Source organism: Streptomyces sp. NBC_01520, from assembly GCF_045040375.1.
GTDB lineage: Bacteria > Actinomycetota > Actinomycetes > Streptomycetales > Streptomycetaceae > Streptomyces.
On the sequence record NZ_CP109404.1, the window covers coordinates 6,104,323 to 6,131,245 of the forward strand.

Below are 26,923 nucleotides of genomic sequence, written 5' to 3' on the forward strand. Positions count from 1 at the left end.
CCGACCCGGATCAGGAGCCGCGAGTTCGCCCCGGCGATGGCGACAAGGGCATCAGGGGAGGCTGACCTCGCCCTGGTTCAGAACGCGGGGGTGGAAGTACGCCGCTTGGATCTCGGCGTTGGTGTTGTTCCCCCGCAGATGCTCGGACCACATCATGAACCATGCCCATTGCGGCTGGCTCTGCAGCATCGCGGCGGTCGGCATCTTGCCGATTTCCCCGATGGCCATGGGCTTTGTCCCGGCGATGTTCCTCATCTGCTGGTAATCGCCGGAACTTGGGTGGTTCTTGTACCAGACGTCGAGTGACACGACATCGGCGTACGAATTTCCGGGGTAGTAGTTGCTCCACCCGCCGGCCGGGTTGTCCTGCACGTTCCACACCCAGATGAGGTTGTCCAGCCCCTTCGTTCCCGCGAGATAGTCGCGCGTGATCTGGAAGAGTCGGGCACTTCCGTTGGTACCCGGCCGGTTGCCCCACCAGTTCCACGATTCGTTCATCTCGTGGAACGGCCGGAAGAGCACGGGGACTCCCGCGTTCTTCAGCTGCTGGAGGTAGGGGACGACCTCGTCGAGACGCTGCTTCCAGGTGTTGTTCAGTGTGCTGCCGTTGGTGAGGATCTGCGAGAACTGCGCGTTGGATAGGTTCGACTTCACACCGCCCTCGAACGCGCAGGTGCTTCCGCCGGTCGGCGGACAGGCGTGCCAGGTCAGAGATACCAGCGACCCGTTGGCCCACTCGGTCTTCGCCTGGTCGACCACACGTTGGCGATTGGCCACGTCCGCAGCGTTGAACATCAGATCGCCGCCCCACAGGCCCGGGTACTGCCCGGTGACGTCCTTGACCTGTTGCGTGTACTGCCCCGGAGCCGAAGCGGGCTCCTTGTTGTGCTGTCCGGAAACGATGCTGGTTCCGGAGATGGAGCGCAGATAGTTCACTACGTTCTGCTTGGGCGTCGCGGGAAACGCCTGCGCGGACTCCGCCGCCGGCCAAACGAATGCTGCCGTGAATACGGCTGCGGCAGTCAAGGCGGAAGTGGCAAAGCGTCGTGTTTTTCTCACTGGCATCCCTGCTTTCGTGGCGGAGCGGAAATGCTCGACGTCATGAAGGTGGCGGAATCTGCAGTTCTCGTCAACGGTTCACGTTGCCTCTCATTGCCAGCAGACAACATAATTTACTTAACGTTTCCTAAACGTGGCACATTTTTCGCTGCTTGTCCTCTATGTGCGCTCCGCGTCATGGCTCGAACTGCGTACCGACATGGCCCGCCCCCAGTGGTGTCGTGCCGCGCCGCCGACCCACGTGCCCAGACCGGGCCGGGTGTTGTGCGGAACCGGGCGCCACCCTTTCCGGTCGGTGTGGTCGATGACGTCGCCGACAACCTGCGCCAGGACCGCATCCTCGACGAAGCGGCCGAAAGTGCCGACCCTGCTCCGGCTGATGCGCCGCCTGCTCCGCATCACCGAGCAGACCGTCATGCGCTACATCAGGCGCCGCCCACCCTGAACGAACCACCAAACTTCCCCGATGGTGCCCTGGCCGAGGGGCATGCCCCTCGGGGCTACCTCTTCTGCTGGGACGCCGGCTCGGCGGTGTGGGGGGCGGTCATGTCGAGCAGGAGCATGGCGTCGTGCTCGGGGGTGCCGGGTTCGGCGATGTAGACGCCGAAGCGGTGACCGGGGGTTCCTTCCAGGGCCATGCCCTGGAAGTCGAGGGTGATCTTTCCGACCTGGGGGTGCTGGAAGGTCTTGGTGGTGATCTTCCGGCCGGTGACGTCGTAGCGGTCCCAGAGCCTGGCGAAGTCGGGGCTCTTCAGGAGCAGCTCGCCGACGAGCTGGGTGAGGTCGGGGGCGTCGGGGTCCGTGCCGGCCAGGGCACGCAGCCGGGAGACGCAGTGCCGGATCTGGTTGTCCCAGTCAGGGAAGACCTCGCGGGCGGCGGGGTGGAGGAAGAGATAACGGCCGAGGTTGCGCCGGGTGGCCGGCCAGTCCGCCAGGCCGGGGTACAGGGCGAGTCCGCCGGGGTTGTGGGCGAGGACGTCCATGCTGCGGCTGACGACGTAGGCCGGGCTAGGGCGCACGGCTTCCAGCAGCAGCTTCAGGTGCGGGCGCACGGTACGGCTGGGGGCGGGGGCGGCCTGGGGTGCGTAGTGGGCGGCGCGGACGGCGAGGTCGCGCAGATGCTGGTGTTCGGCGTCGTCGAGCTGGAGGGCGCGGGCGAGCGCGTCGATCACTGCGGGGCTGGGGCGGGTTTCCTTGCCGCGTTCCAGGCGGGTGTAGTAGTCGATGCTGACCCCGGCGAGCGTGGCCAGTTCCTCGCGCCGCAGTCCCGGAGTGCGGCGGACGCCGGGGCCCGGGGTGAGCCCGGCGGACCGGGGGCTGGTCTGGGTGCGGCGGGCGCGCAGGAAGCGTGCCAGCTCTTCGCCGCTGCTGTGCTGCTCAGGTGCCATACCGCCAGTGTCTCTCCGCCTTCGGTGCGACATGCGTGCTGAGGGGGGCCCTGTCACACCCCCGCTGGCCACCCCCTGGAACATCCCGGCCTGCCTGCGGCGGCTGTGAAGGGGCACGGTTGACGGTGTTGCACCGTGCCCGGCGCCCGCCGCCCAGGCACATCCCCGATGGCCCGGCCCGCTCCGATGGCGTGCCGCTCGTGTGCGGGGAACGGTGGACGTGGTGAACGGCGACATGGCTGGTCAGGCCCGCCTGGCCTGCACAGCGGAAGGGACTGACGATGACGGACTGGAACGGTACGGATCTGGAGAAGATCGCTGCGGCCGAGGAGCTGGACCTGGCATCCGAACGGGCGAACGGCACCCTGCGCGAACCGGTGACGATGTGGGTGGTCCGCGCCGGAGACCATCTGTACGTCCGCTCGGTCAAGGGCACCGACGGTCCCTGGTACCGGGGCACGCAGTCCCGCCACCAGGGCCGTATCGACGCCGGCGGCGTCCGCCAGGGCGTCACCTTCCACCCGACCGACCCCGACGAGTACCCGGGTGTGGACGCCGCCTACCGGCAGAAGTACGGGCACTGCACAAGCATCGTCGAGCACGTCCTCACCGACCGGTCCCGCGCCTCCACCCTGCGCCTCGAACCACGCTGATCAGCCCGTCGGCAGTCAGCTACCCACAGTTACGAAAGGCAAGATCTTCCATGCGTGCCACCTTCATGTACGGCCCCGGCGACGTCCGGGTCGAGAACGTCCCCAACCCGAAGATCGTCGACCCCACCGACGCGATCGTCCGGATCACCCTCGCCTGTGTCTGCGGCTCCGACCTGCACCCCTACCACTCGATGGACAAGACCGACGAGGGCGTACCGATGGGGCACGAGTTCCTCGGCATCGTCGAGGAGACCGGCTCCGACGTGCGCGGACTCAAGCGCGGTGACTTCGTCGTCTCCCCGTTCGCGTTCGCCGACAACACCTGTCCGATCTGCCGGGACGGCTTCCACACCGCCTGCCCGCACGGCGGCTGGTACGGCGCCGGAGGCGTCGGCGGAGCGCAGGCCGAGGCCATCCGCGTCCCCCAGGCCGACGGCACACTGGTGAAGCTGCCCACGGATGTGGACAAGGCCCTGCTGCCGTCGCTGCTCGCTCTGAGCGATGTGTACCTCACCGGCTACCACGCCGCCCACATGGGCCGGGTCGAGCCCGGCAAGACCGTCACCGTGATCGGCGACGGCGCGGTGGGCCTGTCCGCCGTGCTGGCTTCGCGCCGGATGGGCGCGGAGAAGATCATCCTCATGGGCCGGCACACCTCCCGCACCGACCTCGGCAAGGAGTGGGGCGCCACCGACGTCGTCGCCGAGCGCGGCGAGGAAGGCATCGCCAAGGTGATGGACCTGACCGGCGGCGCAGGCTCCCACGTCGTGCTGGAGGCGGTCGGGCTGATGCCCGCCTACGAGCAGGCGTACGGCGTCGTGCGGCCCGGCGGGATCATCTCCCGCGTCGGTGTCCCGCAGTACGAGGAGGCCCCGGTCGGCTTCGGGTCGCTGTTCGGGAAGAACGCCGGTCTGACCGGCGGGCCCGCCCCGGTGCGCGCCTACCTGGAGCCCGCGATCGCCGACGTGTTCGCCGGCCGGATCGACCCGGGCCGGGTGTTCGACGCCGAGGTCTCCCTGGACCAGGTCGCGGACGCGTACAAGGCCATGGACGACCGCACCAACCTCAAGGTCGTGGTCCGCCCGTGACCGCACGCAAGCCCAACCCCGCCGCCACCGCCGCGCACGAGCGGCTCTTCCCCGGCCACGTCTCCACCCTCGCGGTCACCGATCCGGAACTGATCGAGTACTTCGACAACTTCGCCTTCGACGAGGCCCTGCAGCACACGCAGAAGCTGCCGGAGCGAACCCGGCTGATGACGCAGCTCGCCGCGATGATCGCCGCCGGCGCCCTCGCCGAATACCAGGTGATGCTCGGCGCCGCCCTCACCATCGGCGTCACCCCGGTGCAGGCGAAGGAGATCGTCTACCAGGCCGTGCCGTACGCCGGTATGGCCCGCGTCTTCGACTTCCTGCACGCCACCAATCAGGTGCTCACCGACCGCGGCATCGCACTGCCCCTGGAAGGCCAGTCCACCACCGGTCCGGGCACCCGGATGGAGCAGGGCCTGGCGGTCCAGAAGCAGATCGTCGGCGAGAAGGCCGTGGACGCCATGTACGCGAACGCCCCCGAGGACGAGCAGCACATCCAGCGGTTCCTGAGCGGCAACTGCTTCGGCGACCACTACACCCGCACCGGCATCGACGTCCCCACCCGGGAACTGCTCACCTTCGCGATGCTCGCCGCGCTCGGCGGCGCCGACGCCCAGGTCAAGGGACACGTCGCCGCGAACCTCAACGTCGGCAACACCCGCGCCACCCTCCTCGCCGTCCTGACCGGCCTGCTGCCGTTCATCGGCTACCCCCGCACCCTCAACGCCCTGGCCGCCCTCGACGCCAACGCGCCGGCCGACACCGCCCCGACCACGAAGAAGGGCAACGCATGACCACCCGTACCTGGCTCATCACCGGCGTCAGCAGAGGCTTCGGCCACGCCCTGACCACCCGGCTCCTGGAACGCGGCGACACGGTCATCGGCACCGTCCGCAACCTGGACAAGGTCGCTGACCTGCGTGAGCAGTACCCCGACATCTTCCGGCCGGAGATCCTCGACGTCACCGACACCGCCGCCGTGCGCAAGACGGTGGACGCGGCGTTCGCCGCCGGCCGTGTCGACGTGATCGTCTCCAACGCGGGCTACGGTCTGTTCGGCGCCGCCGAGGAGATCACCGATGCCCAGGTCGATCACATCATCGCCACCAACCTCACCGGCTCCATCACCCTGATCCGCGCGGCCCTGCCGCACCTGCGCGCCCAGGGCGGCGGACGCATTGTGCAGATGTCCACCTACGGCGGACAGGTCGCCTTCCCCGGCAACTCCATGTACCACGCTGCCAAGTGGGGCATCGAGGGGTTCGCCGAGGCGGTCGCCCAGGAAGTCGCCCCGTTCGGCATCGGTGTGACGATCGTCGAGCCCGGCGGGGCGCGTACCGAGTTCCGCTATGGCAGCGCCCAGGTCGCCGACCCGATCGACGCCTACGAGGGCAACCCCGCACACGCCTTCAAGGTCATGCTCGACCCCGCCAACGGCCTCGCCCCCGGCGACCCCCAGCGCATGGCCGCGGCCATCATCGAGTCCGCCGACACCGAGCCGGCCCCGCTGCGGATGATGCTCGGCTCCCAGGCACTGGACTCCACCCTCGGGGTGCTGCGCAAGCGGATCGAGGACTTCGAGGCCCAGCGCGACCTGGCGGCCTCCACCGATTTCCCCGCCGGGGAATAGCTCCCCGCCCCCACTCACGCGCTCGGTCGCGCCGATCACCCGCGTTCAACCTGTCAGGAGAGGAACGGCTATGAAGCACGTCAAGCTGGGTGACCTGGAGGTTTCCCGGATCGGTCTGGGCGCGATGGGCATGTCCCACGGTCTCACCGGCGCCGGAAGCGATGACGCCGAATCCATCCGCACCATCCACCGGGCCGTCGACCTCGGCGTCACCCTCATCGACACCGCCGAGATCTACGGCCCCTACACCAACGAGAACCTCCTCGGCCAGGCCCTCAAGGGCCGCCGCGACCAAGTCGTCCTCGCCACCAAGTTCGGCATGATCGACCACGGCGGCGCCGGCGCCTGGAACCTCAACTCCACCCCCGCCAACATCCGCACCTCGGTCGAAGGATCGCTGAAGCGGCTGGGAACCGACCACATCGACCTGTACTACCAGCACCGCGTCGACCCGAACACCCCCATCGAGGAGACCGCCGGAGCCGTCGCCGAACTGATCACCGAGGGCAAGGTCCGCCACTTCGGACTGTCCGAGGCCGGTCCCGACACCATCCGCCGCGCCCACACCGTGCACCCCGTCACCGCCGTCCAGTCCGAGTACTCGCTGTGGACCCGCGGGATCGAGGACCGCGTCCTGCCTGTGCTGCGGGAACTGGGTATCGGCCTGGTGCCGTTCTCCCCGCTCGGGCACGGCTTCCTCACCGGCACCGTCCGCAATGAGAACGACTTCGAGGAGGGCGACTTCCGGCGCGGCAACCCGCGCTTCACCGGCGAGAACTTCCAGCGCAACCTGGCCCTCGCCGACGCAGTCCAGGCCATCGCCGCCCAGGTCGGCGCCACACCGGCGCAGGTCGCCATCGCCTGGCTGCTGGCCCAGGGCGACGACATCGCCCCCATCCCCGGCACCAAGCGTGTCGCCCGCGTCGAGGAGAACACCGCCGCGGACAGCATCCAGCTCAGCGACGAGGTGCTGTCCAAGCTCTCCAGCCTCCCCCCGGCCGCCGGCGACACCCACACCGAAGCGGGCCTGGCCATGCTGGAACGCTGACCTGCCTCTCCTTCCCCGCCACACCGCCCAGTACGAAAGCAAGGAGCATCCCGTGGAGTTCGTCAAGCCGCAGCCCACCGGCAAGGGCCCTGAGGACTGGTTCAACGGGGACGTCTGGTTCGACGTCATCCACGCCGGTCAGGAACCCTCCCGCCTGCGCGCCAACATGGTGCGCTTCGCCCCTGGCGCCCGCACCGCCTGGCATCACCACGCCATCGGCCAGACCCTGCACGTCGTCTCCGGTGTCGCCCTGGTCGGCACCCGCGACGGGGTCGTCTTCGAGGCCCACCCCGGCGAGACGGTGACCTGCCCGCCCGGCGAGGAGCACTGGCACGGGGCCACCGAGGACAACTTCATGCAGCACCTCGCCCTGTGGGACGCCACCGCCCCCGATGACGACCGGCCCGAGACCACCTGGCTGGAACATGTCACCGACGAGCAGTACAACGCCCCTCGCACCCGCGCACGCTGACGCTCGCACACGAAGGGGGAGCAGCTCACGCCCGAGACGATGACTGCCCTGTTCGGCGGCGTCGGCCCCGACTGGACCGCCCGCCAGATCCGTGTGCCCCAGCCGGGGCCCGGGCAGATCGTTGTGGGCGGGTCACCTGTCCGGTGCCGAACGGGCTGCGAAGTCCGCGAACCAGGCGAGCATCTCGGGGTGGGTCACCGATCCTTCGCTGCTGACGTCGGAGACAGGGGAGCCCTGCAGAATGCGCTTGACGGGTACTTCGAGCTTCTTGCCGGTGAGCGTGCGCGGGACGGCGGGGACCGGGACGATCACGTCGGGCACGTGGCGCGGGGACAGCCGTTGCCTGATGGCTGCGGCTATCCGCTCGCGCAGTCCGTCGTTCAGTGCGATGCCGTCAGCGGTCACGACGAACAGGGGCATGAAGTAGCCACCGTCGGGCTGTTCCACGCCGATGACGAGACTGTCGGCGACTTCGGGGAGCTGCTCGACGACGGCGTAGATGTCGGCGGAGCCCATCCGTATGCCCATGCGGTTGAGGGTGGAGTCGGAGCGGCCGGCGACGACGACCGACAGGTCCGCGTCGACGGTGACCCAGTCGCCGTGCCGCCAGATCCCTGGGTAGGTGTCGAAATAGCTGGCCCGGTAGCGGGCGCCGTCGGGGTCGCCGACGAAGTGGAGGGGCATGGACGGCAGCGGCGCGGTCACCACCAGCTCGCCCTGTTCACCTGTCAGGGGGTGCCCGCCGGGATCCCAGGAGGCCAGTGCGACGCCGAGCGCGGGGCACTGGATCCGGCCCACGCGTACGGGCAGCAGGGGGGAACCGCCTGCGAGAACCGAGCAGATGTCGGTACCGCCACAGATCGACTGCAGCCAGACGCTCGGCGGGAGCCGGTCGTGGACCCACCGCCAGGTGCTGGGGGCCAGGGACGATCCGGTCTGGAGTACGGAACGCAGTCGCTCGAGACCGAGCTCGGCCGCGGGACGCGTGTCCGACTTCTCCACGGCGGCGAGGTAGGCCGCGCCCACGCCGACCATGGTGGCGCCGGTCTGTTCGGCGATCCGCCAGGCCCCGTTGATGTCCGGAAAGGTGGGGCTGCCGTCGTACAGGATGATCGTGGTGCCGTGCAACAGGCCACCGACCAGGAAGTTCCAGACCATCCAGCTCGTGGACGTGAGGAAGAGGTAGCGGTCGTCGGCGCGCAGATCCGCGCCCAGGCCCAGTGCCTTGAGCAGCTCGACCACGATGCCACCGTGACCTTGAACGATCCCCTTGGGTATCCCGGTCGTCCCGGACGACCACAGGATCCACAAGGGGTGGTCGAAGGGCACGTCGGCGAATTCCAGTGGCGACGCGGCGGCCGGCAGCGCGGACCAGGCGTGCTGTTCGATCCCGTGCCGCGTCGGCCATGGCTCGGCCGGGGTGGGGAAGACGTTGTCGACCGCGAGGACGTGACGCAGGGTGGGCAGTCCGTCCGCGAGCTCGGCGATCTCGGGGCGTCTGTCGTAGGTCTTGCCGCCGTAGCGGTATCCGTCCGCGGCCACGAGGACGGTCGGCTGCGCCTGCCGCAGCCGGGCGAGCACGCTGGGGGTGCCGAAGTCCGGGGAGCACGCCGTCCACACGGCGCCGACGGCGGCCGTGGCCAGCAGGGCGACGACGGTCTGCGGGAGGTTCGGAAGGTACGCGGCCACACAGTCGCCGGGCCCCACGCCCATGCGGCGCAGGGCAGCCGCGACGTCCGCGACCTGGCGGCGCAGTTCCTGCCACGAGGTCTCCACGGGCGTGCCGCCCTCGGCCACGCTGATCAGCGCCGGGCGGGCGTCCGTGGCCCGGGCGAAGCACCGCTCGGCGAAGTTCAGCCGGGCGCCGGGAAACCAGACGGCGCCCGGCATCGACGCATCACCCAGCACCTCGTCGTACCGGGTGACCGCATCCAGCCCGTAGAACTCCCAGACCGCCGACCAGAAGCCGGGCAGGTCGGTGGAGCTCCACCGCCACAGCTCGGAGTAGTCGGAGAAGCGCAGCCCCCGCACCTCGCTCACCCATTCCATGAAGCACACGACGTTGGAGTCCTCCAACTCGCGGCGACCGGGAGACCACAGCAGGTCGGTGTCGGTGTTCATCGTTGCCTTTCGCGGGGCTGAGCGGGGGCTGTGCGGTGGATCAGCTCTGTTCGAGCTCGCGGAGCAGTTCTTCGGCGCGCGGCCACGGGCCATGGCCGGAGGCGGGATTGAGGTGGCCGACCTCGCCGAGTTCCACGAGGCGCCCGCCCCAGTTCCGGGCCAGCTCGGCGACGCGTTCGACGGTGCCCAGAGGGTCGTTCGAGCTGGCCGCGACGATGCTGGGGAAGGGCAGCGGCGAGCGGGGCACGGGTGTCCAGCCGTTCTTGTCGAGCACCTCGGGAGTGGGGTAACCCTCCGGCAGCGGCTTCTCGAAGTCGGGCGGCGTCACCAGCAGCGCCCCCCGCACCGGGGCCGCGTGCTCCTGGGACCAGTGGACGGTGGTGATCACACCGGCGCTGTGGGCGACCAGCACCACCGGTCCCTCGATCTCCGCCACCACCTCGTCCAGCGCGGCCACGCGGGCCTCGCGGCTGAGCTGGTCCCGCGTCAGCGGGGGGACGGTACGGACCGTGCGGCCCGCCTGGGTGAGCCGGGTCGCCAGCAGGGTCTGCCAGTGTTCCTCGACGTGGTCGCGCAGACCGGGGACGATCACGACCACCGGCTCGGTGGTACGGCTCATGGGGAGGTCTCCGATTCCTTGGGCTCCGCCACCGGGCCGAGCCCGGTCAGACGGCGCAGATCACGGTCGTAGTGGCGGCGGCCGACCAGGAAGGCGCCGGTGGCCGCGATCGCCACGAGCGGGACGAGCTGGAGTGCGCCGAGCAGACCGAGCCGGTCCGCGAGCGCGCCGGTGACGGCGGGGCCGGGGGCCAGTCCGAGCAGGCTCTGGGCCAGCGTGAGCGTGGCGAACGCCGTCGCGGCGATGGCCGCGGGGGTCAGGTTCGCCACCATGGCGGCACCCGGCCCGGCCGTTCCGGCGCACAGCAGGGCTCCCAGCCCCAGTACCACCAGCTGTGCCGGGCCGGTCGGCATGCGGAAGGCGGTCATCAGCAGGACGAGGGAGCCCACACTGCAGCTGATGGCGACGGCCCACTTACGGATCGGGGCGCGCCGGCTGATCCGGTCCGAGGCGATTCCGCCGGCGACCATGCCGATTCCGATCACGAGGGCAAAGAGTCCGGCGGTCGCACCGGCCTTCGCGGTCGGCATGTCGTAGTAGCGGTTGAAGTAGCTGGGCAGCCAGGCGATCAGGGTGCCTGCGATGAACAGCTGGAGACCGCTGCCGATGTAGGCGCTGATCACCGAGACGGAGGAGAACAGCCGTGGGAGGAGCACGCGCAGAGGGGTCCGTGGGTCGGTGCCGTTCTTGCCCTCGGGCGGATCCTGCCTCGGGGCCAGCCGCTTCTCCGTGACCACGACGGCGTAGACGCCCGCGAGCACCAGGCCGAAGACGCCCATCGCGGCGAACGCCCAGCGCCAGCCGTACGCCTGCGCCACGGCGCCGCCGATGGACATGCCCAGGACCGAGCCGAAGGCTCCGCCGGCGATGAAGGCCCCGGAGAGGGTCGCCCGTAGGGCGCGCGGGAAGACGCTCAGGACGACGGCGATGCCGACACTGCCGTACGCGGCCTCACCGACGCCGACGAGGAGCCGGCCGATGAACATCTGGCCGTAGCTCGCCGCCACCGCACAGCCCAGGGTCGCCAGGCTCCACAAGGTCGCCGCGATGACCAGGGATCTCACCCTGCCCCATCGGTCGGCCAGCAGCGAGAGCGGAACGGTGAGCAGACCGACCATCAGGGCCACGACGCCGCTGAGGGAGCCCAGGCGGGCGTCCGAGAGCAGCCAGTCGGCCTTCAGCATCGGGAAGACGGCGTTGAGGACCTGCCGGGACATGTAGTCCGAGAGCAGAAGTCCGAAACTCAGTGCAAAGACGACCCAGGCGTAGCGCCGGGACACGGGCCACTCCGAGGAACCGGAACCGGTTCTGCCCGGGGCGGATTCCGCAGTGGTGAGAAACCCCATTGTCATCACCTCGACTGCTCGGGAAAAGGATAGGGAAGGGTCAGAACGGTCCGTCGCCGACGATTCCGGCGCGCTCCATCCGGCGGACGGCGGGCCAGTAGTCCTGGACGGCGTAGTGCTGGGTGGAGCGGTTGTCCCAGATGGCGACGCTGTTCGGCGTCCAGCGCCAGCGCACCTGGTACTCGGGGACTGCGGCCTGGCTGATCAGGTAGTTCAGGAGGAGGCCCGCGCCGGGGGCGTAGTCCTGCCCGAAGCGCACGTTCTCGGGCGTGTGGTAGTTGACGAAGTGCGTCGTGAAGGCGTTGACGAAGAGGATCTGTTCGCCGGTCTCGGGGTGGGTGCGCACCACCGGGTGCTCCGCGTCGGGGAACTGTGCCTTGAGCGCCTGACGCTTCTCCTGCGGCATGACGGCACCGAAGGTGGCCTCGATGCTGTGCCTGGCCCGCAGCCCCTGGATCTGGGTCCTGATGTGCTCCGGGAGCCGGCGGTGGGCCTCGGCCATGTTGACCCAGATCGTGTCCCCGCCCACCGGAGGCGTCTCGACGCAGCGCAGCACGGCGCCCATGGACGGCTTCTCACGCCAGGTGCCGTCGGTGTGCAACGCGTTCTCGTAGTGCTCCGGCGCGCTGTCCAGGTCCTTGTAGATCCGCACGAGGCCGGGGTGGTCGGGGTCGCTGCCGGCGACCGGGTGGTCCTCCAGCGGGCCGAAGCGCTCGGCGAAGGCGACGTGTTCTGCGCGCGTGATGTCCTGGTCCCGCAGGAACAGCACCTTGTACTGCAGGAGCAGGGCCCTGATCTCGGCGAACAGTTCGTCGTCGCGGGAGGCGTCGCCGAGGTTCACGCCGGAGAGTTCGGCGCCGATGGTGCAGGTCAGTGGCTCGGCCTTGATCGAGCCGAGGGAGTGGGCGCGCACCGACGCGGGCGCGCCCCCCTGCTGGGTGAGAGTCTTTTCCATGGTGCTTCCTCCTCTAGAGAGTGGTGGTGCCGCGTGAGCCGCCAGGGGTTCAGAGGACGAAGACGGACGATCCCGTGGTCCGTCCCGCCTCCAGCTCGCGGTGCGCCTGTTCGGCTTCCTCGAGCGCGTAGCGCTGGTTGATCTCGATGGCGATGCGTCCGGAGGCCACGTGGTCGAAGAGTTCCCCCGCCAGCTCGGCCCGCTCCACGGGGTCGGCGATGTAGTCGGCGAGCGCCGGCCGGGTGACGAAGAGGGAGCCGCTGACGGCAAGCTGCATGGCGTCGATGGGCGGGACCGGCCCGGAGGCCGTACCGAAGCAGACCAGCAGACCGCGGCGCCGGAGCGAGGCGAGGGAGGCGGCGTAGGTGGTCCTGCCGACGCTGTCGAAGGCGACCGGGACCCCGGCGCCGTCGGTCAGTTCGCGCACCCGCTCGGCCACGTTCTCGCGCCGGTAGTGGATGACGTGGTCGCAGCCGTGGGCGCGGGCGAGCTCGGCCTTCTCCTCCGTGGAGACGGTGCCGATGACGGTCAGCCCGAGCAGTTTGGCCCACTGGCAGACGATGAGGCCGACGCCGCCCGCGGCCGCGGTCAGCAGGATCGTGTCGCCGGCCTTCAGCGGGTGGATCCTGCGCAGCAGGTACGCGGAGGTGAGGCCGCGCATGGTCATCGCGGCGGCGGTCTCGAAGCCGATGCCGTCCGGCAGCCGGATCAGGGAGTCGGCGGGCATGACCCGTTCCGTGCTGTAGGCGCCGAGCGGGCTGCCGGTGTACGTGACCCGGTCGCCCTCGGTGACGCGGGTGACGCCCTCGCCCACCGCCTCGACCACACCCGCGGCCTCGACACCCAGCCCGGCGGGCAGCGGCGCCGGATACAGGCCGCTGCGGAAGTAGGTGTCGGCGAAGTTGAGTCCGACGGCTTCGTGCCGGATCCGTACCTCGCCCGGGCCGGGGTCGCCGACGACGACCTCTTCCCGGCGCAGGACCTCGGGACCGCCGGTCTCCTTGAAGCGAATGGCGTGCGCCATGGACGTGCTCCGTTGTTCGTGGGAGGTGAGGAGAGAGAACAGGGCCGTCGGTGACCGGGGACGTGACCCCGACGGCCCTGTGGGTTCGCGCGGGTGCGCGGCTCGGCGCGGTGGTCCCGTGCCGTGATCAGACGTCGCGCAGCATGAAGCCGCGCTGACCGGGACGGCGGTTCGGCACCATGCCGAGGCGGGCCAGCGTCTCGTCGGCGCCCGAGTAGGTCTCGCCGAGCTGGTAGATCTTCCTGGCCTCCGCGCCGGTCGCGATGTCACGGCCGAGCGCCTCGGAGATCTGCACCATCTGCTCGACCTGCTCGACGCTGGACATGCGCTCGCCCTTGCGCCGCCACAGGTTGTCCTCGTTGCCCACCCGGACGTGGACGCCGAGCGCGATGCCGATCGCGTTCATGGGTGCCACGGCGCGCATGGAGCTCTCGATGGTCAGGACGGCGCCGTCGGGGGCGCGACGGACGAACTCGATGAGGTCGGCCGGGTGGCGGCCGGCGAAACCGCCGCCGATCGCCACGTAGTTGAGGATCAGCGGGCCCGTGTGGATACCGGCCCGGATGAGCCGCTCGACGGTTTCGAGCTGGGCCAGGGTGGCGAGCTGGAAGTGCGGCTGGATGCCGCTCGCGGCCAGACGCTTGAGGTGCTCCAGGTAGAAGTCGGGGCCCGCTTCGACGACCATGTCGCGGTACGCCTTGTAGTAATCGGGCTTCGCGATCGACGTGCCCTCCAGATCGTCGTCGTTCATGATCTCGACGATGTTCATCTGGCTGGTGTTGATCGCGATCGTCACCTGGTCCGGCGCGGGGTCCAGGTCGGCCAGCATGTGGCGGGTGTCGTAGCTCAGCCACTTCGCCTCACCGCCCTCACCCTCGGGGGCGAAGGAGATCGAGCCGCCGACCTGCAGCACCATGTCCGGCACGGCCTCGCGCAGCCGGCCCATGAGCTCGTTGAACTTGGACATCCGCTTGGAGCCCTTGCCGTCGAGCTCGCGTACGTGGATGTGGAGCACGGTGGCGCCGGCGTTGTAGCAGTCGACGGCCGCCTGGACGTGCTCGTCCATCGTCAGGGGAAGGTCGTCGGCGTCCCCGGGCAGCCACTCCGGCCCGTAGGGGGCGGCCTGGATCACCAGTTTTTCCTGGTTCTCCGGGAAAAGTGAGTCGTCGTGGAAGTGCACGGTCCGTCTCCTTCGTGCGGTCGGTGATCATTCGCCGGGAGCATCGCCGCGTGCGATGCCGGGGCATGAGATGTCCGGCGAGGATCGATGCGGGTCACCGGGGGACAGCGGGCGCAGGGCGGCCCGGGTACGTTCGACCGTTCCGGAGGGGACGTGCACGGGGGGTGGTACGGCTCTTCTCCGGCGGCCGACCGCGTCTCTGCGGTGCTGCAAACGTAGGGGCGAACACCCGCGCTCGCTTGACCCGCGGGGACGGATAACTTGTCATTTGGGGACATCGCCCGTGCGTCACGCTGCGTGAGCCGACGCGACCGGCCGGGCACGTGCCGCCCGTGGGATCAGTCCTGGCCGGGGAGCTGCTGCCGGTTCCCGCCGCTGCGCCACGCCCTCGGGCTGCACCCGAACTGTTCGCGGAACCAGCGCGAGAAGGCGCTCAGCGACGAGAAACCGAGAAGGTCGGAGATCTCCGTCAGGGAACGCCGCGGATTCGCGACGAACTGCTCGGCGAGATGCGTGCGGGTGGCGTTGAGGAGCGAGGAGAACGTCTCGCCCGAATCGGCCAGATGCCGGTGGACGGTGCGCCGGTCGACGCCCAGGCTGCGCGCGACCTGCTCGATCGAGCAGCGCCCGCTCGGCAGGAGGACCTCGATCAGCTCCCGTACCCGGTCCGCGGTGGTGGTGTCCCTGGGGACCGCGATCGCCTCGAAGTACTGGTGTGCGTACTCCCGCAGCAGCGGGTCCGCCATCGCGTTGGGCGCATCGAGGTCGGCGGCGTAGAAGACTATGCCGTCGAACTCGCGATCGAACTCCACCGACTCGCCGAACGTGCGTCGGTGCGTCGAGGTGTCCACCGGTGCGGGGTGCCTGAACCAGACGGACAGCGGCTGCCACCGCGGGTGAAGGAAGCCGCGCAGGATCTGGTGGAAGGCGGCGACGACCAGGTCCGTGGCCTGCCTGCTCTCCGTCACCTCGCCGAGCCGCAGGTCGACCCTCAACGTGGCCAGCCCGTCGCCTTCGGACAGCTGGGCGTTCAGGATCTCGTTGTACATGTGCTGATGGCGGATCAGCAGTCTCAGTGCGCTCCGTACGTCAGGTTCCTCGCGTACGACCAGGCTGACGGGGCCGAGGTTGGAGAGGCGCCGGAAATCGGCCATCAGCACGCCGAAGTCCTCGTGCCCCGAGGCGACTGCCGACAGCTCCAGCACCTGGACCGCGGCCGCCCCGGAGATCCATCGGTCCTGGACCGCGAGGGCGGCGGTGTCCAGGCCCGCGCGCTTCATCAGAGGCTGCGGGTCGATGCCCAGTGCGCGGCACAGTTCGACATAGCCGCTGAGGGCTGCGGTACGGACCAGGGGCTTCATACGTACCCTCCGAGGCTGTCCAGGTGTCCCGAAAAGGTAAGTCAGATGTCACGCCAGGACAAGTATGGTGTGAACGCGCGACCTAGCATGGCGTCCGTTCACCGGCCGCCCGGCTCGATGCGGCACCCCCCTGGGGCCGGTGGACGGGCGACGGTACGGAGGCGCACATGACCGGTACGACGGACACAGGCAAGGCGCTGGACGCGCCCTGTTCGGGCCCCTCGGTGTGGCGAGGCGGAGATCTGGTGAACCGCGAGGAGTGGATCCTGCGGCTCTCGCCGCGCCACCTCGCCGAGATCGACTCCGCCCTGGGGGAGGCGCGCAGGCGCGACCTCACACTGCTGAAGCTGACAGCGGCCGACTTCCCGCTCCCCGTGCTCGCCGGTGAGCTGGAGCGCATCGCCAGGACACTGGAGCACGGACGCGGGTTCGCGATCGTGAAGGGCCTCCCGGTCGAACGGCTGGGCGAGCCGGCCGCGAGCACCGTCTTCTGGGGCCTCGGCCAGCACCTGGGGCGTCCGGTCCCGCAGAACGCGGACGGGCACATGCTCGGCCACGTCCGGGACACCGGCCGCAGCCTGACCGATCCGGCGACACGCGGCTACCAGACCCGGGCGGCGCTGCCGTTCCACACCGACAGGACCGATCTGCTCGCGCTGCTTCCGCTGCGGGCGCCCCGCACGGGAGGGCTCACCTCCCTGGTCAGCTCGGCGGCGGTGCACAACGCGGTGCTGGACCTGCGCCCCGATCTGGCCGGGCGCCTGTACCGCACCTACTTCTTCGACCGCCGGGAGGAGCACGCTCCCGGGGAGACGCCGTACGCGGCCGTCCCGCTCGTGGCCCGGCCGGAAGGGGCACCGAGCATGCGCTACCACCGCTGCTACCTGGAGTCCGCCCAGCGTTTCCCCCAGGTGCCCCGGCTGGAGCGGGCGGACCTGGAGCTGTTCGACCTCATCGACGACGTGGCGGGCTCCCCGGAGTTCCGGCTCGACATCGACCTTCAGGTCGGCGACCTGCTGCTGGTCAACACCCGGACGGTCATGCACGCGCGAGCGGAGTTCGAGGACCACGCCCAGCCCGCACTCAAGCGCCACCTGCTGCGGCTCTGGCTGGCCCTGCCGCACCGCCCCCGTACCGAGGACGCTCGCGGCGGGGTCACCCCTCGCGATGTGATCCGCCCCCGGAATGCCGCGTCGCAGGACGAGACGAACCCAAGGAGACAGCCATGACCAACCTCGCCACATTCCTGGTGGACTCCGCCGCGGCCCAGGGTGATCGCATCGCCGTGCGCCACGACGACAGCACCCTCACCTACGCCGAACTGGACGAAGCGAGCGCCAGAGTCGCCGCCCTCCTGCGCGACCGCGGCGTCCGGCCCGGCGACCGCGTCGCGCTGACCATGCCCAACGTGCCGCTGTTCCCGGTCGTCTACTACGGCATCCTGCGGGTGGGCGGCGTGGTCGTGCCGATGAATCCGCTCCTCAAGGCCCGCGAGGTGGCCTTCGCCCTGCGCGACTGCGGGGCACGGATCGCGCTGGTGTTCCCCCTGTTCGCGGACGAGGTCGAGAAGGCCGCCGCCGAGACCGGAACGGCATGTGTGGTGACCGAGCCCTCGGCCTTCGACGACGTGCTGCGGGCTCACGAACCGATGCCCGGCATCGTCAGCCGTACCGATGACGATCCGGCCCTCATCCTCTACACCTCGGGCACGACCGGTACACCGAAGGGGGCCGAGCTGTCCCACCGGAACCTGGCCACCAACACCGCCACCGCGGCCGAGACACTGCTCCAGGTCGGACCCGGCGACGTGCTCTTCGGCGGTCTGCCGCTCTTCCACGCCTTCGGCCAGACCTGTGCGCTGAACACGGCCGTCGCCGCCGGCGCCACACTGACCCTCCTGCCGCGGTTCGAGCCGCAGCGCGCCCTGGAGATCATGGCCCGCGACGGGGTCACCGTGTTCCTCGGCGTGCCGACGATGTACGCGGCGCTGCTCCACGCCCCGCTGCCCGAAGGCTTCGACACCCACTGGCTGCGCCTGGCCGTCTCGGGCGGCGCCTCGCTTCCGGTCGAGGTGCTGCACGGCTTCGAGCGGCGCTTCGGCGCCACGGTGCTGGAGGGATACGGGCTCTCCGAGACCTCACCGGTCGCCGCCTTCAACCACCCCGACCGCCCGCGCAAGGCGGGCTCGATCGGGCAGCCCATCCGCGGAGTCGAGATGCAGCTCGTCGCCGAGGACGGCGGGGCGGTGCCCCCGGGCGAGGTCGGTGAGATCGCGATCCGCGGCGAGAACCTCATGACCGGCTACTGGAACCGTCCCGAGGCCACGGCGGAAGCCGTTCGCGAGGGATGGTTCCACAGCGGTGATCTGGCCCGTGTCGACGAGGACGGCTTCTACTTCATCGTCGACCGCAAGAAGGACCTGATCATCCGCGGCGGCTACAACGTCTACCCGCGTGAGATCGAGGAGGTGCTGTACGAGCACCCGGCCGTCGCCGAAGCCGCGGTGGTCGGCGTGCCGCACCCGGTCCACGGCGAGGAGATCGCAGCGGTGATCACACTCCGGTCCGGTGCGAGTGCCACGGCCGAGGAGATCCGCGACCACGTCAAGGACCGGGTCGCGGCATACAAGTACCCCCGGATCGTCACCTTCACGGCCGAGCTCCCCAAGGGCCCCACCGGCAAGATCCTCAAGCGCGAGATCGTGGTCACCGATCGGTGAATCACGCGCCGACGCGCTGTAGCGGCACCCCGGCGTGCGGGCTGGGACGACGAGGGGCGGTCCGGTGGGCCTGCCGCCGTCCTCCCGGCGATCCCGGTCCCGTACGCGGTTCGGCCACGCCGTGGACGGGGGAGTACGCCGTTCCCGGGGGCGGGTCGAGGGAGGGGGCACGTCATGACGCCCGGCCGACCCCGGTCGGCAGCCGGAGGCGCACGGGATCGATGCCGTCCCGCTGCGGCAGCGGGGCGGCGGGCGGCTTCGCCCGCCCCCTCACCGGCCGGTGCCCGGACGCGCGGTCCGGACTCCGGCCGGCTGTGGCGGTCACTGCGCTGTCCTTCTGACGGGCGGTGCCCGGACGGTGGTCCCTACGGGCTCACCATCTCAACGAGCCACTGGCCCCCGGCGCACATCCACCGGGTACGCGCCACTGTCCGGGCACCACTTCCATCCGAAGGGGGCGGTGAGGGGGAGAGGGTGTCCGCTACTTCGTGCCGAGGTAGTAGCTGACCTGCGGCGGCTGGTTGTATCCGGTGTTCTGCCAGGCGATCCCGAGCCGGTACACGGGGTCACTCATCAGTGTGGGCAGCCGGAACTCGGTGGGGTGCGGGGTGGTGTACAGCCGCAGTGCCGTGGAGTCCGTGTTGCGCCAGAGCATTTCCTCGCGCCAGTCGCCGAGGAGGTCGGCGGAGAGGGCGGGGCTGCCCTTGGTCCAGTTGTTGGACTTGGCGTCCTGGTCGTACCAGATACGGGTCAGTTCGGTGGAGCCGGTGTACTTCAGCACCTGGGCGTAGCCGACACCCGCCGTGCCCGACCAGCGGTGGTCCAGGAGCTCACGGTTGGCGTCGCCGTCCCACCAGATGGCGGAGTTGTACGAGGCCCCGCCGCCGAACGTCGGGACCGCGTCGCTGATCTTCGTACCGTTGGCCGCGTAGAGCCCGCCGCCGCTCGACCAGCACTCGGCACCGGCGTGAGTGCGGGTCAGGTCCGCGCAGATGCCCCGCCCGACGTCCGTGCCGGTCTTGGTGCCCCACAGGATCTGGCCGGTCCTCGCGTCATGCATCTCGTAGCCGTAGGCGGAGTCGGTGTGCTCGTGCACGTTGAAGGATTCGAGGCCGGGCCGGGACGGGTTCAGGTCACCCACGTGCACGGCGTCGCCGTGCCCGAGCTTGGTGGTCCACAGCCCGCTCCCGTTGTCGTCGACGGCCATGGCGCCGTAGACGATCTCGTCCTTGCCGTCCGCGTCCACGTCGGCGACCGCGAGGTTGTGGTTGCCCTGCTGGTCGAAGCCCTTGCCGTAGTTGGTGGAGCTGTTGGTGTCGAACTTCCAGCGGCGGCTCAGGTCGGTGCCGTTCCAGTCGTACGCGGCGACCGCGATGCGCTCGTAGATGCCCCGGCTGAAGATCATGCTGGGCGAGGAACCGTTGAGGTACGCGGTCGCGGAGAGCAGCCGCCCTTCCCGGTTGCCCCAGGTGTCGCCCCAGTCCGAGACGGCGCCTCGAGCGGGCTCGAAGGGCACGGAGTCCATCACCCTGCCGGTCTGCCCGTTGAAGACGGACAGATACTCGGGGCCGCTCAGCACCGCGCAGTTGGCCGCGAGGTGCGAGGCCGACGCGTCGCCGATGACGGTGCCCGCGGAGTCCCTGGAGCCGTCCGAGGTGCGCGCGGCCACCTCGGCCCTGCCGTCGCCGTCGTAGTCGTACACCTGGAACGAGTCGTAGTGCGAGCCGCTGCGCACATTCGTCCCGAGGTTGACGCGCCACAGCCGCTTGCCGCTCAGCTCGTACGCGTCGTAGAGAGTCGGCCCGGTGCACGTGCCGGAGTTGGCCACGTCGGTGGCATTGGACGGCACCCACTTCAGCACCAGTTCGTAGGCGCCGTCGCCGTCCAGGTCCGCGGTGGAGGCGTCGTTGGCGGCGTAGGTGTAGGCGACGCCGTCGCGCGTGGTTCCGCCCGCAGGCTTGTCGAGGGGGATGTCGAGACGGCCCGAGGCCCAGACCCCCGCCTTCTCGCCGGGCTGCTCGACGCCGTTCACCAGGGCGCGGACCTCGTACGCGGAGGTGGAACTGCCGCCTGTGTCAAGAAAGTTGGTCTTGCCGGTCTCCGTGATCAGTGTCGAACCGCGGTACAGCTTGAAGGAGACACTCTCCGCGTCGCTGCCGAGCATCCGCCAGGTGACCAGCACGCCACCGCTCGCGGGCACGGCGACCAGGCCGCGATCCAGCTTCTCGGCCACGCGTGCGGCGGCCAGTGCCGCAGTGGCCTTGTTGGCGGGTGCGGAGACCTCCTCCGCCGCACCCGCCGACTGGCCGGCCGCCAGCACACCCGCGGTCACGGTGAGCGTGGTGGCGAGCACCCCTCCCGCGAACATGCGGCCGCGGCGGCGACGGTGGGAAGCATGGATGGATCGGGGCATAGTGACCTCGTCGTCATCGTCGTGGAGGGACCGATACGTATCCTGGTCGCCGCCGCTGCCAGGAAGGTTGCCGCCCGCACGGAGTCCGAGCCGGCGGAAATCCGGGCCACCGTCGGCCGTTTGACCTGCGGTGTGTACGCCTCTATCGTTCGGCGTTCGACATTCCAGATGATGTACGAAATTCTGAACAACGCAGTTTCGGGTCGGTGAGCGAGGTGCCCATGTGTGCGGCCGTGGATGACGCGACGAGGGAGTTCGATGCCTTCTTCGAAGCGCACTTCGCCGAACTCTCACGCCTCGCCCACTTGCTGACCGGCGACGCGGCCGGGGCGGACGACCTCGCGGCGGACGCCCTCCTCGCGCTCTGGCGGCGCTGGGACCGGATGCGCGCCGCCGAGTATCCGGTCGCGTACGCCCGTGGAGTGGTGGCCAACATGGCGCGCAGCCGTATCCGCAGCGCGGTGCGCGAGCGAAGACGGGTCACGCTGTTCTGGTCGAGCCAGAGCGAGGTGACGGACGGCCCGGACGTGTCCGGCGTGATCGACGTCCGGGAGGCGCTGGGCAGACTGCCGTTCCGCAAGCGCGCCTGCGTGGTGCTGCGGCACGCGTTCGATCTCTCCGAGAAGGACACGGCCCTCGCCCTGGGGGTCTCGGTGGGTACGGTGAAGAGCCAGACGTCGAAGGGAATGGCCGAACTGCAGCGTCAGTTGACGCCGCTTCCCGGAGTGGAACGGGTACGGACCGCGGCCCCGGGAGGGAGGACGGCATGAAGGACGACGAACTGCGGCGCCGGCTGCGCGGCGCCGCGCATACGCACAGACCCGACCGGGAGCGTATGCGGGCCCGCGTGGAGCGGGGCATGGGCGGTCACGAGGCGGCTGCCGCGCACCGGCCCCCCGGGCCGGCGATGTCCTGGCTGCGCGTCGTGAGCGCGACGGCGTCCGTGGCCGGTGTCTTCGCCGTCGCCGGGTACGCGGTCGCCTCCTCCGTGAACGAGGAGGCCCCGAATCCGCAGAGCGTGGTGACGACTTCCGCCCCCATGGACACACCCGCCGCCCCGTCGTCGGCCCCGGTACCGCTCCGCACGTCCGCGTCACCCACCACGGCCGCACCCCGGCCGACCGGGACTCCGCACACGAAGCGCCCGTCCGACGCGTCGAGGAGCGAGCCTTCGGAGAGTCCGACGGCGGCGGACCTGCTGTGGGCCGACGGCTCCATCGACCCGGGCAGCAGCATCCACTGGGCGCAGAGCAACGTCACCGTCAAGGCGAGGAAACCACTGGCCTCCCTCACCGTCGAACTGCGCGTCGCGCTGACCGCCGAAGTCGCGGACACCGGCAGCTGGCGCTCGTTGCCCGCGGAGGACTTCGACGCCTCGGTGTCCGAGGACGACGGCTTCCTCGTCTACCGGTGGACCCTGAGGGCGGGCCGGACCGTCCCCGTCGGCGCGCACGTCTTCGCGGGGCAGTACGACCACGCCCAGGGGCAGCGGAACGCCTATGGCGATGTGTACACCGTCCAGGCAGGCACCTCAGGGTCCCCGGGGGAACAGGACGACTGGCGGGGCGACTTCGCACCGTCCTCGGACTGAGGGGGTGTCGGGTGACCTCTGACCCGGCGGCCACGCCCTGGCACGCACGCTTCCCGCGTTGTCGTCGGTCGGCGGCGTTCCGCGTCGCCCCCCTCCTCCGCCGTGGAACCGCACGCACCGGAACCGCACGCACCGGACCGCGTCCGCTTTCCGATCCGAGGTCACCCGACAGCCTCCGAGGCTCCGGGACCTGCGTCAGGAGTTCTCCGATTCCGCGGCAACCCCCGGGCCGGGCGGCGGCGACCAGTGAATGAAAGGTCACCTCCACACCCCGAGGAATGGAACACATGAGTCAACTCAGTGGACGCTCCGAACTGCGCAAGGGCCGCAAGCGGCGCCTGACGCGGCGCCGCGCCATCGGCGCGCTGACCGCCGCGGTCGGACTCACCGGCGCCGCCGTCGTCACCAACGTCATGCTGTCGCCGGCCGGTGCCGCCGCTGCCTGGCCCACTCCCAAGGGCAAGCAGGCGGTGTCCGCCAGCATCGAGGTGTCGGGCACGTACGACGGCGGTCTCAAGCGCTTCTACGGCAGCGGAGAGCTGGGCGGCGACGGCCAGGAAGAGGGCCAGGACCCCATATTCAAGCTGAAGGACGGCGCCGTCCTGAAGAACGTCGTCATCGGCTCGCCCGCCGCGGACGGCATCCACTGCGCGGGCAGCTGCACGCTGCAGAACGTCTGGTGGGAGGACGTCGGCGAGGACGCCGCGACCTTCAAGGGCAAGTCCGCGAGCTCCGTGTACACGGTGTACGGCGGCGGCGCCCGGAAGGCCTCCGACAAGGTCTTCCAGTTCAACGGGGCCGGCAAGCTCGTCATCACGAAGTTCCAGGTGTCGGAGTTCGGCAAGCTGGTCCGCTCCTGCGGCAACTGCTCGACGCAGTACAAGCGGACGATCATCGTGAACGACGTCGACATCACCGCTCCCGGCAAGTCGCTCGTCGGCATCAACACCAACTACGGCGACACCGCGGCGCTGCGCAACATCCGCATCCACGGCGACAGCGGCAAGAAGATCTCCACCTGTGACCGGTTCACCGGCAACAACACGGGTGCCGAGCCGCCGAAGACGGGCACGGGCCCCGACGGCACGTACTGCCGCTTCACGGCCTCCGACATCACGTACCAGTAACCGCAACGACACGCGCGCCCCCGCCGGCCTGACCCGGCGGGGGCGTCGCTGTGCGCGCGGCTCAGTCCATGGTGGAGCCGATCGTGCTGCTGCCCGTGGTCAGGAAGGCCGTCGCGGGGAGCGAGCCGTCCGCCAGGCGGGCGCCGTACACGGTGGCGGCATCCGTGGACCTGAAGGCGGGCGTCGCCACCCCGCTGTCCCAGTTGTTGCCCGCCGACACCGTGGAACTTCCCAGCTTCGCGAGCCCGGTGGTGTTGCTCACCGCGAGGTTCCCGGCGAGCCGGGCCTTTCCGGTGGCGAAGTAGTAGCCGGACTCCTTGTTGACGTAAGCCGTATTGCGGTTCAGGAGGATCTGGCCCGGGTTGCTGTTCTCGGTGAAGCCGTGGAGCGTGTTGTCCCAGGCCGCGTTGTTGTTCACCACGTGCGCGGCGACGGCACCGCCGCCACCGAGCTTGAAGCCGTTGCCGTTGCCCTCGAAGGCGGGGTCGTTCCAGCGGTTCCTGCCGTTGCCGAACGCCCAGGTGTGCTCGATGGTGACGGCGCTCGCGAACTGCCACAGGTCCAAGCCGTCGTCCGCGTTGTTGAAGAGGCGCGCCCCGGTGATCCTGTTGCCGGTACCGGAACCGAACTTCACCGCGATCCCGTCGGCGTTCTGCCCGTGGTTCGCGGCATCGTAGTTGCCGTGACTGTCCAGGTTCTGGACGAGGTTGCCGGTCGTTCCGTCGCCGCGCAGGGTGAATCCGGAATCACCGTTGTCCGCGGTGACCATGTTCTTGAAGATGCCGCCGACGGACGAGGTCACGACGAAGCCCTGGGCGGGGGACTTCTGGAAGGTGACGTTCTGGACGGTCCAGTAGTCGCCGTAGATCCCGGCGAGCCAGGACCCCGCGGGCAGCTTCGAGCCGTCGATCCGCACCTTCTCGCTGCCGTACGCGGTGAGGGTGATCCGCGCGGCCGCCGTGCCGTTGGCCGTGCTCTTCAGGGTGGTGGTCGGGTAGTAGGTGCCGCCGCGGACCTGGATGACGGTGCCGGCCGTGGCCTGGGCGACCGCGCTCTGCAGTGCCGCGGTCGTCGAGACGACCACGGTCCCGGCGGCGTCGGCCTCATCCTGCGCGAGACCCAGGAAGGCGCCTCCCGCGCCGGCCGCGGCGACGGCGGCGACGGCGACGGCGAGCGTACGGGTCCTGCGGTGGCGTCCGGTGCTGCTCACAGCAGTCGGGTCCTTTCCTAGAGGTGCTGGTAGGGCGGCGGCCCGCACCCACATGGGCGGTGCCGCCTCCACCCCCCTGTCGCCACAGGGTGCCGGATGAGTTGCCGGGCACAAGCGGCCGACCCGGACGTCTTCCGGCCGACCCGCGTCCGGAACAGGCAGCCCGCGAACACCAGGTCACGGTCACCGGGCCACTACCGGTCGATTCCACCCGCCGGCACCGCAAGAACGACGGCTTCGGCCGCGACGAGTTCCACATCGAGCGGCACGCGGGGACCTGTCCTCCTCCCGGCACTTGCGGACAACGAGCGGTGCGCGGAGGGTCAACGGGCGGCGGGACGTCCGTCCTGGCGTGTTCCTTCCCGCCGACGGATGCCGCCGCGGGTCAGATCTGCTTCTCGCCTCCGTCGACGTAGAGGTTGGCTCCCAGGAAGAAGCTGCTCTGCTCGGAGGCGAGGAAAGCCACCACGTCGGCGACCTCGTCCGTGCGCCCGATCCGGCCGAGTGGGACGACTCCGGTGAAGTCGGACTTGGTGACGGGCGTGTCCGGCGTGTCGACCAGGGCGTCGAGTCCAGGGGTGTCGATGGTGCCGGGGGAGATCGCGTTGACCCGGATGTTGCGGTCCTTGAGCTCGTTGGCCCAGGTCCGGGCGAAGGAACGCACCGCTGCCTTGGAGGCCGCGTACGTGCCGAACGCCGCCACACCGTCGTCGGCGCGCACCGAGGAGTTGAGGATCACCGATGCGCCGTCGTTGAGCAGCGGCAGCGCCTTCTGCACAGTGAACAGTGTGCCCCGGACATTGACGCCGAAGGCCTGGTCGAAGTGCTCCTCGGAGACCTCCTCCAGTGTCGCGAACGACGCGGTGGCGGCGTTCGCGAAGACCACGTCCAGGCCCCGGCCCCGGACACGGACCGCGTCGTACAGGCGGTCCAGGTCGGCCAGGTCGGAGATGTCACCCGTCACCGCGGTGGCCGCTGCCGGGCCGATGGTCTCCACGGCCCTGTCCAGCTCGGTCTTGCGCCTGCCCGTGATGAACACGTGTGCACCCTCGGCCGCCAGTCGTACGGCGCTGGCCAGACCGATCCCCGTGCTGCCGCCGGTGATGACGGCGGTCTTGCCTTCGAGCTGCCCCATGTCAACAACCTCCACGAAGTTCGGTACCGATCGGTACTGAAAAGACGCTAGCACATCTGCACCGACCGGTACGGAAGGGGTATGGTGATCCCCATGGAGATGACGCGGAAGGCACCGATCGGCCGGCCGAGGGGCTTCGACGCCGATGAGGCCCTTGAGCGCGCCATGCGGGTCTTCTGGGAGCAGGGCTACGAAGGCGCCAGCCTCACCGCCCTGACCAGCGCGATGGGAATCACCCGTACCAGCATGTACGCGGCCTTCGGGAACAAGGAGGACCTGTTCCGCAAGGCATTGGAGCGCTACGCCGAAGGTCCCGCCTCCTACGGCGCCCAGGCCGTGCGGGAGGCGACCGCCCGGCAGGTGGCCACCGTGTTCCTGCGTGGCTCCGTCCGGGCCACGACCCACCCCGGTTCGCCTGCCGGGTGCCTCGGCGTCCAGGGCTCCCTCGCCGCCGGCGACCCGGGCGGCAACGCCCGCGACGTCCTCGTCGCCTGGCGCAACGAGCACACCGCCCGCCTCCGTGACAGGTTCCGGCGAGCCGTCGACGAAGGCGATCTGCCCCCCGGTACCGATCCCGGAGTGCTCGCCCGCTACCTCATGACCGTCGCGAACGGCATCGCGGTCCAAGCCGCCAGCGGTGCCACCCGTGACGACCTGCAGATGGTGGCCGACATGGCCATGCAGAGCTGGCCGCCTACCTGACGGCCTTGACGGCCTTGACGGCCCTGACGGCCCTGACGGTCGAGGGCGTCGGCGGAGGATCCGTGGAGCGAAGTGTGGA

General features: G+C 69.9%; 26 protein-coding genes. 12 read left to right on the forward strand and 14 right to left on the reverse strand.

Annotated elements, in window-relative coordinates:
• Positions 1 to 51: 51 nt before the first annotated feature.
• From OG524_RS27755 to OG524_RS27765, 3 genes are all read right to left on the reverse strand, one after another.
• Positions 52 to 1,026, reverse strand: a complete 975-nt coding sequence (locus tag OG524_RS27755) for a glycosyl hydrolase (RefSeq protein ID WP_405811853.1) — start codon at positions 1,024 to 1,026, stop codon at positions 52 to 54.
• A 192-nt stretch (positions 1,027 to 1,218) separates the two neighbouring features.
• The gene (locus OG524_RS27760; protein ID WP_405387993.1) at positions 1,219 to 1,476 is read right to left on the reverse strand and encodes a hypothetical protein; all 258 of its coding nucleotides are present in this window, start codon (positions 1,474 to 1,476) and stop codon (positions 1,219 to 1,221) included.
• Between the two features lie 83 nt (positions 1,477 to 1,559).
• On the reverse strand, positions 1,560 to 2,447 hold the full coding sequence (locus tag OG524_RS27765; RefSeq protein ID WP_405387992.1) for a helix-turn-helix transcriptional regulator: 888 nt from the start codon (positions 2,445 to 2,447) through the stop codon (positions 1,560 to 1,562).
• A 281-nt stretch (positions 2,448 to 2,728) separates the two neighbouring features.
• On the opposite strand from OG524_RS27765, the gene OG524_RS27770 reads away from it, so the two are divergent.
• The 6 genes from OG524_RS27770 to OG524_RS27795 all read left to right on the forward strand — a co-directional run bounded on the left by OG524_RS27770 (position 2,729) and on the right by OG524_RS27795 (position 7,341).
• Positions 2,729 to 3,100, forward strand: coding sequence for a DUF2255 family protein (locus OG524_RS27770; RefSeq protein ID WP_405387991.1), 372 nt, complete (start codon positions 2,729 to 2,731; stop codon positions 3,098 to 3,100).
• A 50-nt stretch (positions 3,101 to 3,150) separates the two neighbouring features.
• Entirely contained in the window at positions 3,151 to 4,188 is a 1,038-nt protein-coding gene (locus OG524_RS27775) for an alcohol dehydrogenase catalytic domain-containing protein (protein ID WP_405811854.1), read from the forward strand.
• Positions 4,185 to 4,985 (forward strand): carboxymuconolactone decarboxylase family protein, encoded by an 801-nt coding sequence (locus OG524_RS27780; protein WP_405811855.1) that lies wholly within the window; start codon positions 4,185 to 4,187, stop codon positions 4,983 to 4,985. The genes OG524_RS27775 and OG524_RS27780 overlap by 4 nt, the downstream gene beginning before the upstream one ends.
• Positions 4,982 to 5,821 carry an SDR family oxidoreductase gene (locus OG524_RS27785; RefSeq protein WP_405811856.1) on the forward strand — a complete coding sequence of 280 codons (840 nt, stop codon included), beginning with the start codon at positions 4,982 to 4,984 and terminating at the stop codon, positions 5,819 to 5,821. Before OG524_RS27780 ends, OG524_RS27785 begins: the two co-directional genes overlap by 4 nt.
• Positions 5,822 to 5,891: 70 nt before the next feature.
• Positions 5,892 to 6,869 (forward strand): aldo/keto reductase, encoded by a 978-nt coding sequence (locus tag OG524_RS27790; protein ID WP_405811857.1) that lies wholly within the window; start codon positions 5,892 to 5,894, stop codon positions 6,867 to 6,869.
• A gap of 52 nt (positions 6,870 to 6,921) precedes the next feature.
• Positions 6,922 to 7,341, forward strand: coding sequence for a cupin domain-containing protein (locus tag OG524_RS27795; RefSeq protein WP_405387986.1), 420 nt, complete (start codon positions 6,922 to 6,924; stop codon positions 7,339 to 7,341).
• A 132-nt stretch (positions 7,342 to 7,473) separates the two neighbouring features.
• On the opposite strand, the gene OG524_RS27800 is transcribed toward OG524_RS27795, so the two are convergent.
• The 7 genes from OG524_RS27800 to OG524_RS27830 form a co-directional block, all read right to left on the reverse strand.
• Entirely contained in the window at positions 7,474 to 9,462 is a 1,989-nt protein-coding gene (locus OG524_RS27800; protein WP_405387985.1) for an acetoacetate--CoA ligase, read from the reverse strand.
• Between the two features lie 40 nt (positions 9,463 to 9,502).
• Positions 9,503 to 10,081, reverse strand: coding sequence for an RBBP9/YdeN family alpha/beta hydrolase (locus OG524_RS27805; protein WP_405811858.1), 579 nt, complete (start codon positions 10,079 to 10,081; stop codon positions 9,503 to 9,505).
• Positions 10,078 to 11,361: an MFS transporter gene (locus tag OG524_RS27810; RefSeq protein ID WP_405387983.1), complete on the reverse strand. Its 1,284-nt coding sequence runs from the start codon at positions 11,359 to 11,361 to the stop codon at positions 10,078 to 10,080. The genes OG524_RS27805 and OG524_RS27810 overlap by 4 nt, the downstream gene beginning before the upstream one ends.
• A 106-nt stretch (positions 11,362 to 11,467) precedes the next feature.
• Complete coding sequence (locus OG524_RS27815) at positions 11,468 to 12,382, reverse strand: TauD/TfdA dioxygenase family protein (protein WP_405387982.1); 915 nt, start codon at positions 12,380 to 12,382, stop codon at positions 11,468 to 11,470.
• Between the two features lie 49 nt (positions 12,383 to 12,431).
• On the reverse strand, positions 12,432 to 13,406 hold the full coding sequence (locus OG524_RS27820; RefSeq protein WP_405811859.1) for a quinone oxidoreductase family protein: 975 nt from the start codon (positions 13,404 to 13,406) through the stop codon (positions 12,432 to 12,434).
• A gap of 127 nt (positions 13,407 to 13,533) precedes the next feature.
• Positions 13,534 to 14,586 carry a 3-keto-5-aminohexanoate cleavage protein gene (locus OG524_RS27825; RefSeq protein WP_405387980.1) on the reverse strand — a complete coding sequence of 351 codons (1,053 nt, stop codon included), beginning with the start codon at positions 14,584 to 14,586 and terminating at the stop codon, positions 13,534 to 13,536.
• Between the two features lie 338 nt (positions 14,587 to 14,924).
• Positions 14,925 to 15,947 (reverse strand): AraC family transcriptional regulator ligand-binding domain-containing protein, encoded by a 1,023-nt coding sequence (locus OG524_RS27830; protein ID WP_405387979.1) that lies wholly within the window; start codon positions 15,945 to 15,947, stop codon positions 14,925 to 14,927.
• A gap of 167 nt (positions 15,948 to 16,114) precedes the next feature.
• Here OG524_RS27830 and OG524_RS27835 point away from each other — a divergent pair, with 167 nt between their 5' ends.
• Both OG524_RS27835 and OG524_RS27840 read left to right on the forward strand, forming a co-directional pair.
• A complete protein-coding gene (locus OG524_RS27835) occupies positions 16,115 to 17,176 on the forward strand; it encodes a TauD/TfdA family dioxygenase (RefSeq protein ID WP_405811860.1) in 1,062 nt (353 codons plus the stop codon).
• Positions 17,173 to 18,666 (forward strand): long-chain-fatty-acid--CoA ligase, encoded by a 1,494-nt coding sequence (locus OG524_RS27840; RefSeq protein ID WP_405387977.1) that lies wholly within the window; start codon positions 17,173 to 17,175, stop codon positions 18,664 to 18,666. Before OG524_RS27835 ends, OG524_RS27840 begins: the two co-directional genes overlap by 4 nt.
• Positions 18,667 to 18,838: 172 nt before the next feature.
• Here OG524_RS27840 and OG524_RS27845 read toward each other — a convergent pair whose 3' ends face one another.
• Together OG524_RS27845 and OG524_RS27850 are read right to left on the reverse strand one after the other, a co-directional pair.
• The gene (locus OG524_RS27845) at positions 18,839 to 18,991 is read right to left on the reverse strand and encodes a hypothetical protein (RefSeq protein ID WP_405393415.1); all 153 of its coding nucleotides are present in this window, start codon (positions 18,989 to 18,991) and stop codon (positions 18,839 to 18,841) included.
• Positions 18,992 to 19,147: 156 nt separating this feature from the next.
• On the reverse strand, positions 19,148 to 21,079 hold the full coding sequence (locus OG524_RS27850; protein WP_405387976.1) for a rhamnogalacturonan lyase: 1,932 nt from the start codon (positions 21,077 to 21,079) through the stop codon (positions 19,148 to 19,150).
• A gap of 221 nt (positions 21,080 to 21,300) precedes the next feature.
• On the opposite strand from OG524_RS27850, the gene OG524_RS27855 reads away from it, so the two are divergent.
• The 3 genes from OG524_RS27855 to OG524_RS27865 all read left to right on the forward strand — a co-directional run bounded on the left by OG524_RS27855 (position 21,301) and on the right by OG524_RS27865 (position 23,797).
• Entirely contained in the window at positions 21,301 to 21,849 is a 549-nt protein-coding gene (locus OG524_RS27855) for a SigE family RNA polymerase sigma factor (protein WP_405393060.1), read from the forward strand.
• On the forward strand, positions 21,846 to 22,670 hold the full coding sequence (locus OG524_RS27860) for a hypothetical protein (protein WP_405811861.1): 825 nt from the start codon (positions 21,846 to 21,848) through the stop codon (positions 22,668 to 22,670). The genes OG524_RS27855 and OG524_RS27860 overlap by 4 nt, the downstream gene beginning before the upstream one ends.
• Positions 22,671 to 22,957: 287 nt before the next feature.
• Positions 22,958 to 23,797, forward strand: a complete 840-nt coding sequence (locus OG524_RS27865) for a pectate lyase (RefSeq protein WP_405387974.1) — start codon at positions 22,958 to 22,960, stop codon at positions 23,795 to 23,797.
• A gap of 61 nt (positions 23,798 to 23,858) precedes the next feature.
• Here the strand turns inward: OG524_RS27865 and OG524_RS27870 are convergent, their stop codons facing one another.
• A complete protein-coding gene (locus tag OG524_RS27870; protein ID WP_405393059.1) occupies positions 23,859 to 25,061 on the reverse strand; it encodes a right-handed parallel beta-helix repeat-containing protein in 1,203 nt (400 codons plus the stop codon).
• Positions 25,062 to 25,392: 331 nt separating this feature from the next.
• Entirely contained in the window at positions 25,393 to 26,142 is a 750-nt protein-coding gene (locus OG524_RS27875) for an SDR family NAD(P)-dependent oxidoreductase (protein ID WP_405387973.1), read from the reverse strand.
• 93 nt (positions 26,143 to 26,235) lie between these two features.
• On the opposite strand from OG524_RS27875, the gene OG524_RS27880 reads away from it, so the two are divergent.
• A complete protein-coding gene (locus OG524_RS27880; RefSeq protein WP_405387972.1) occupies positions 26,236 to 26,844 on the forward strand; it encodes a TetR/AcrR family transcriptional regulator in 609 nt (202 codons plus the stop codon).
• Positions 26,845 to 26,923 lie beyond the last annotated feature (79 nt).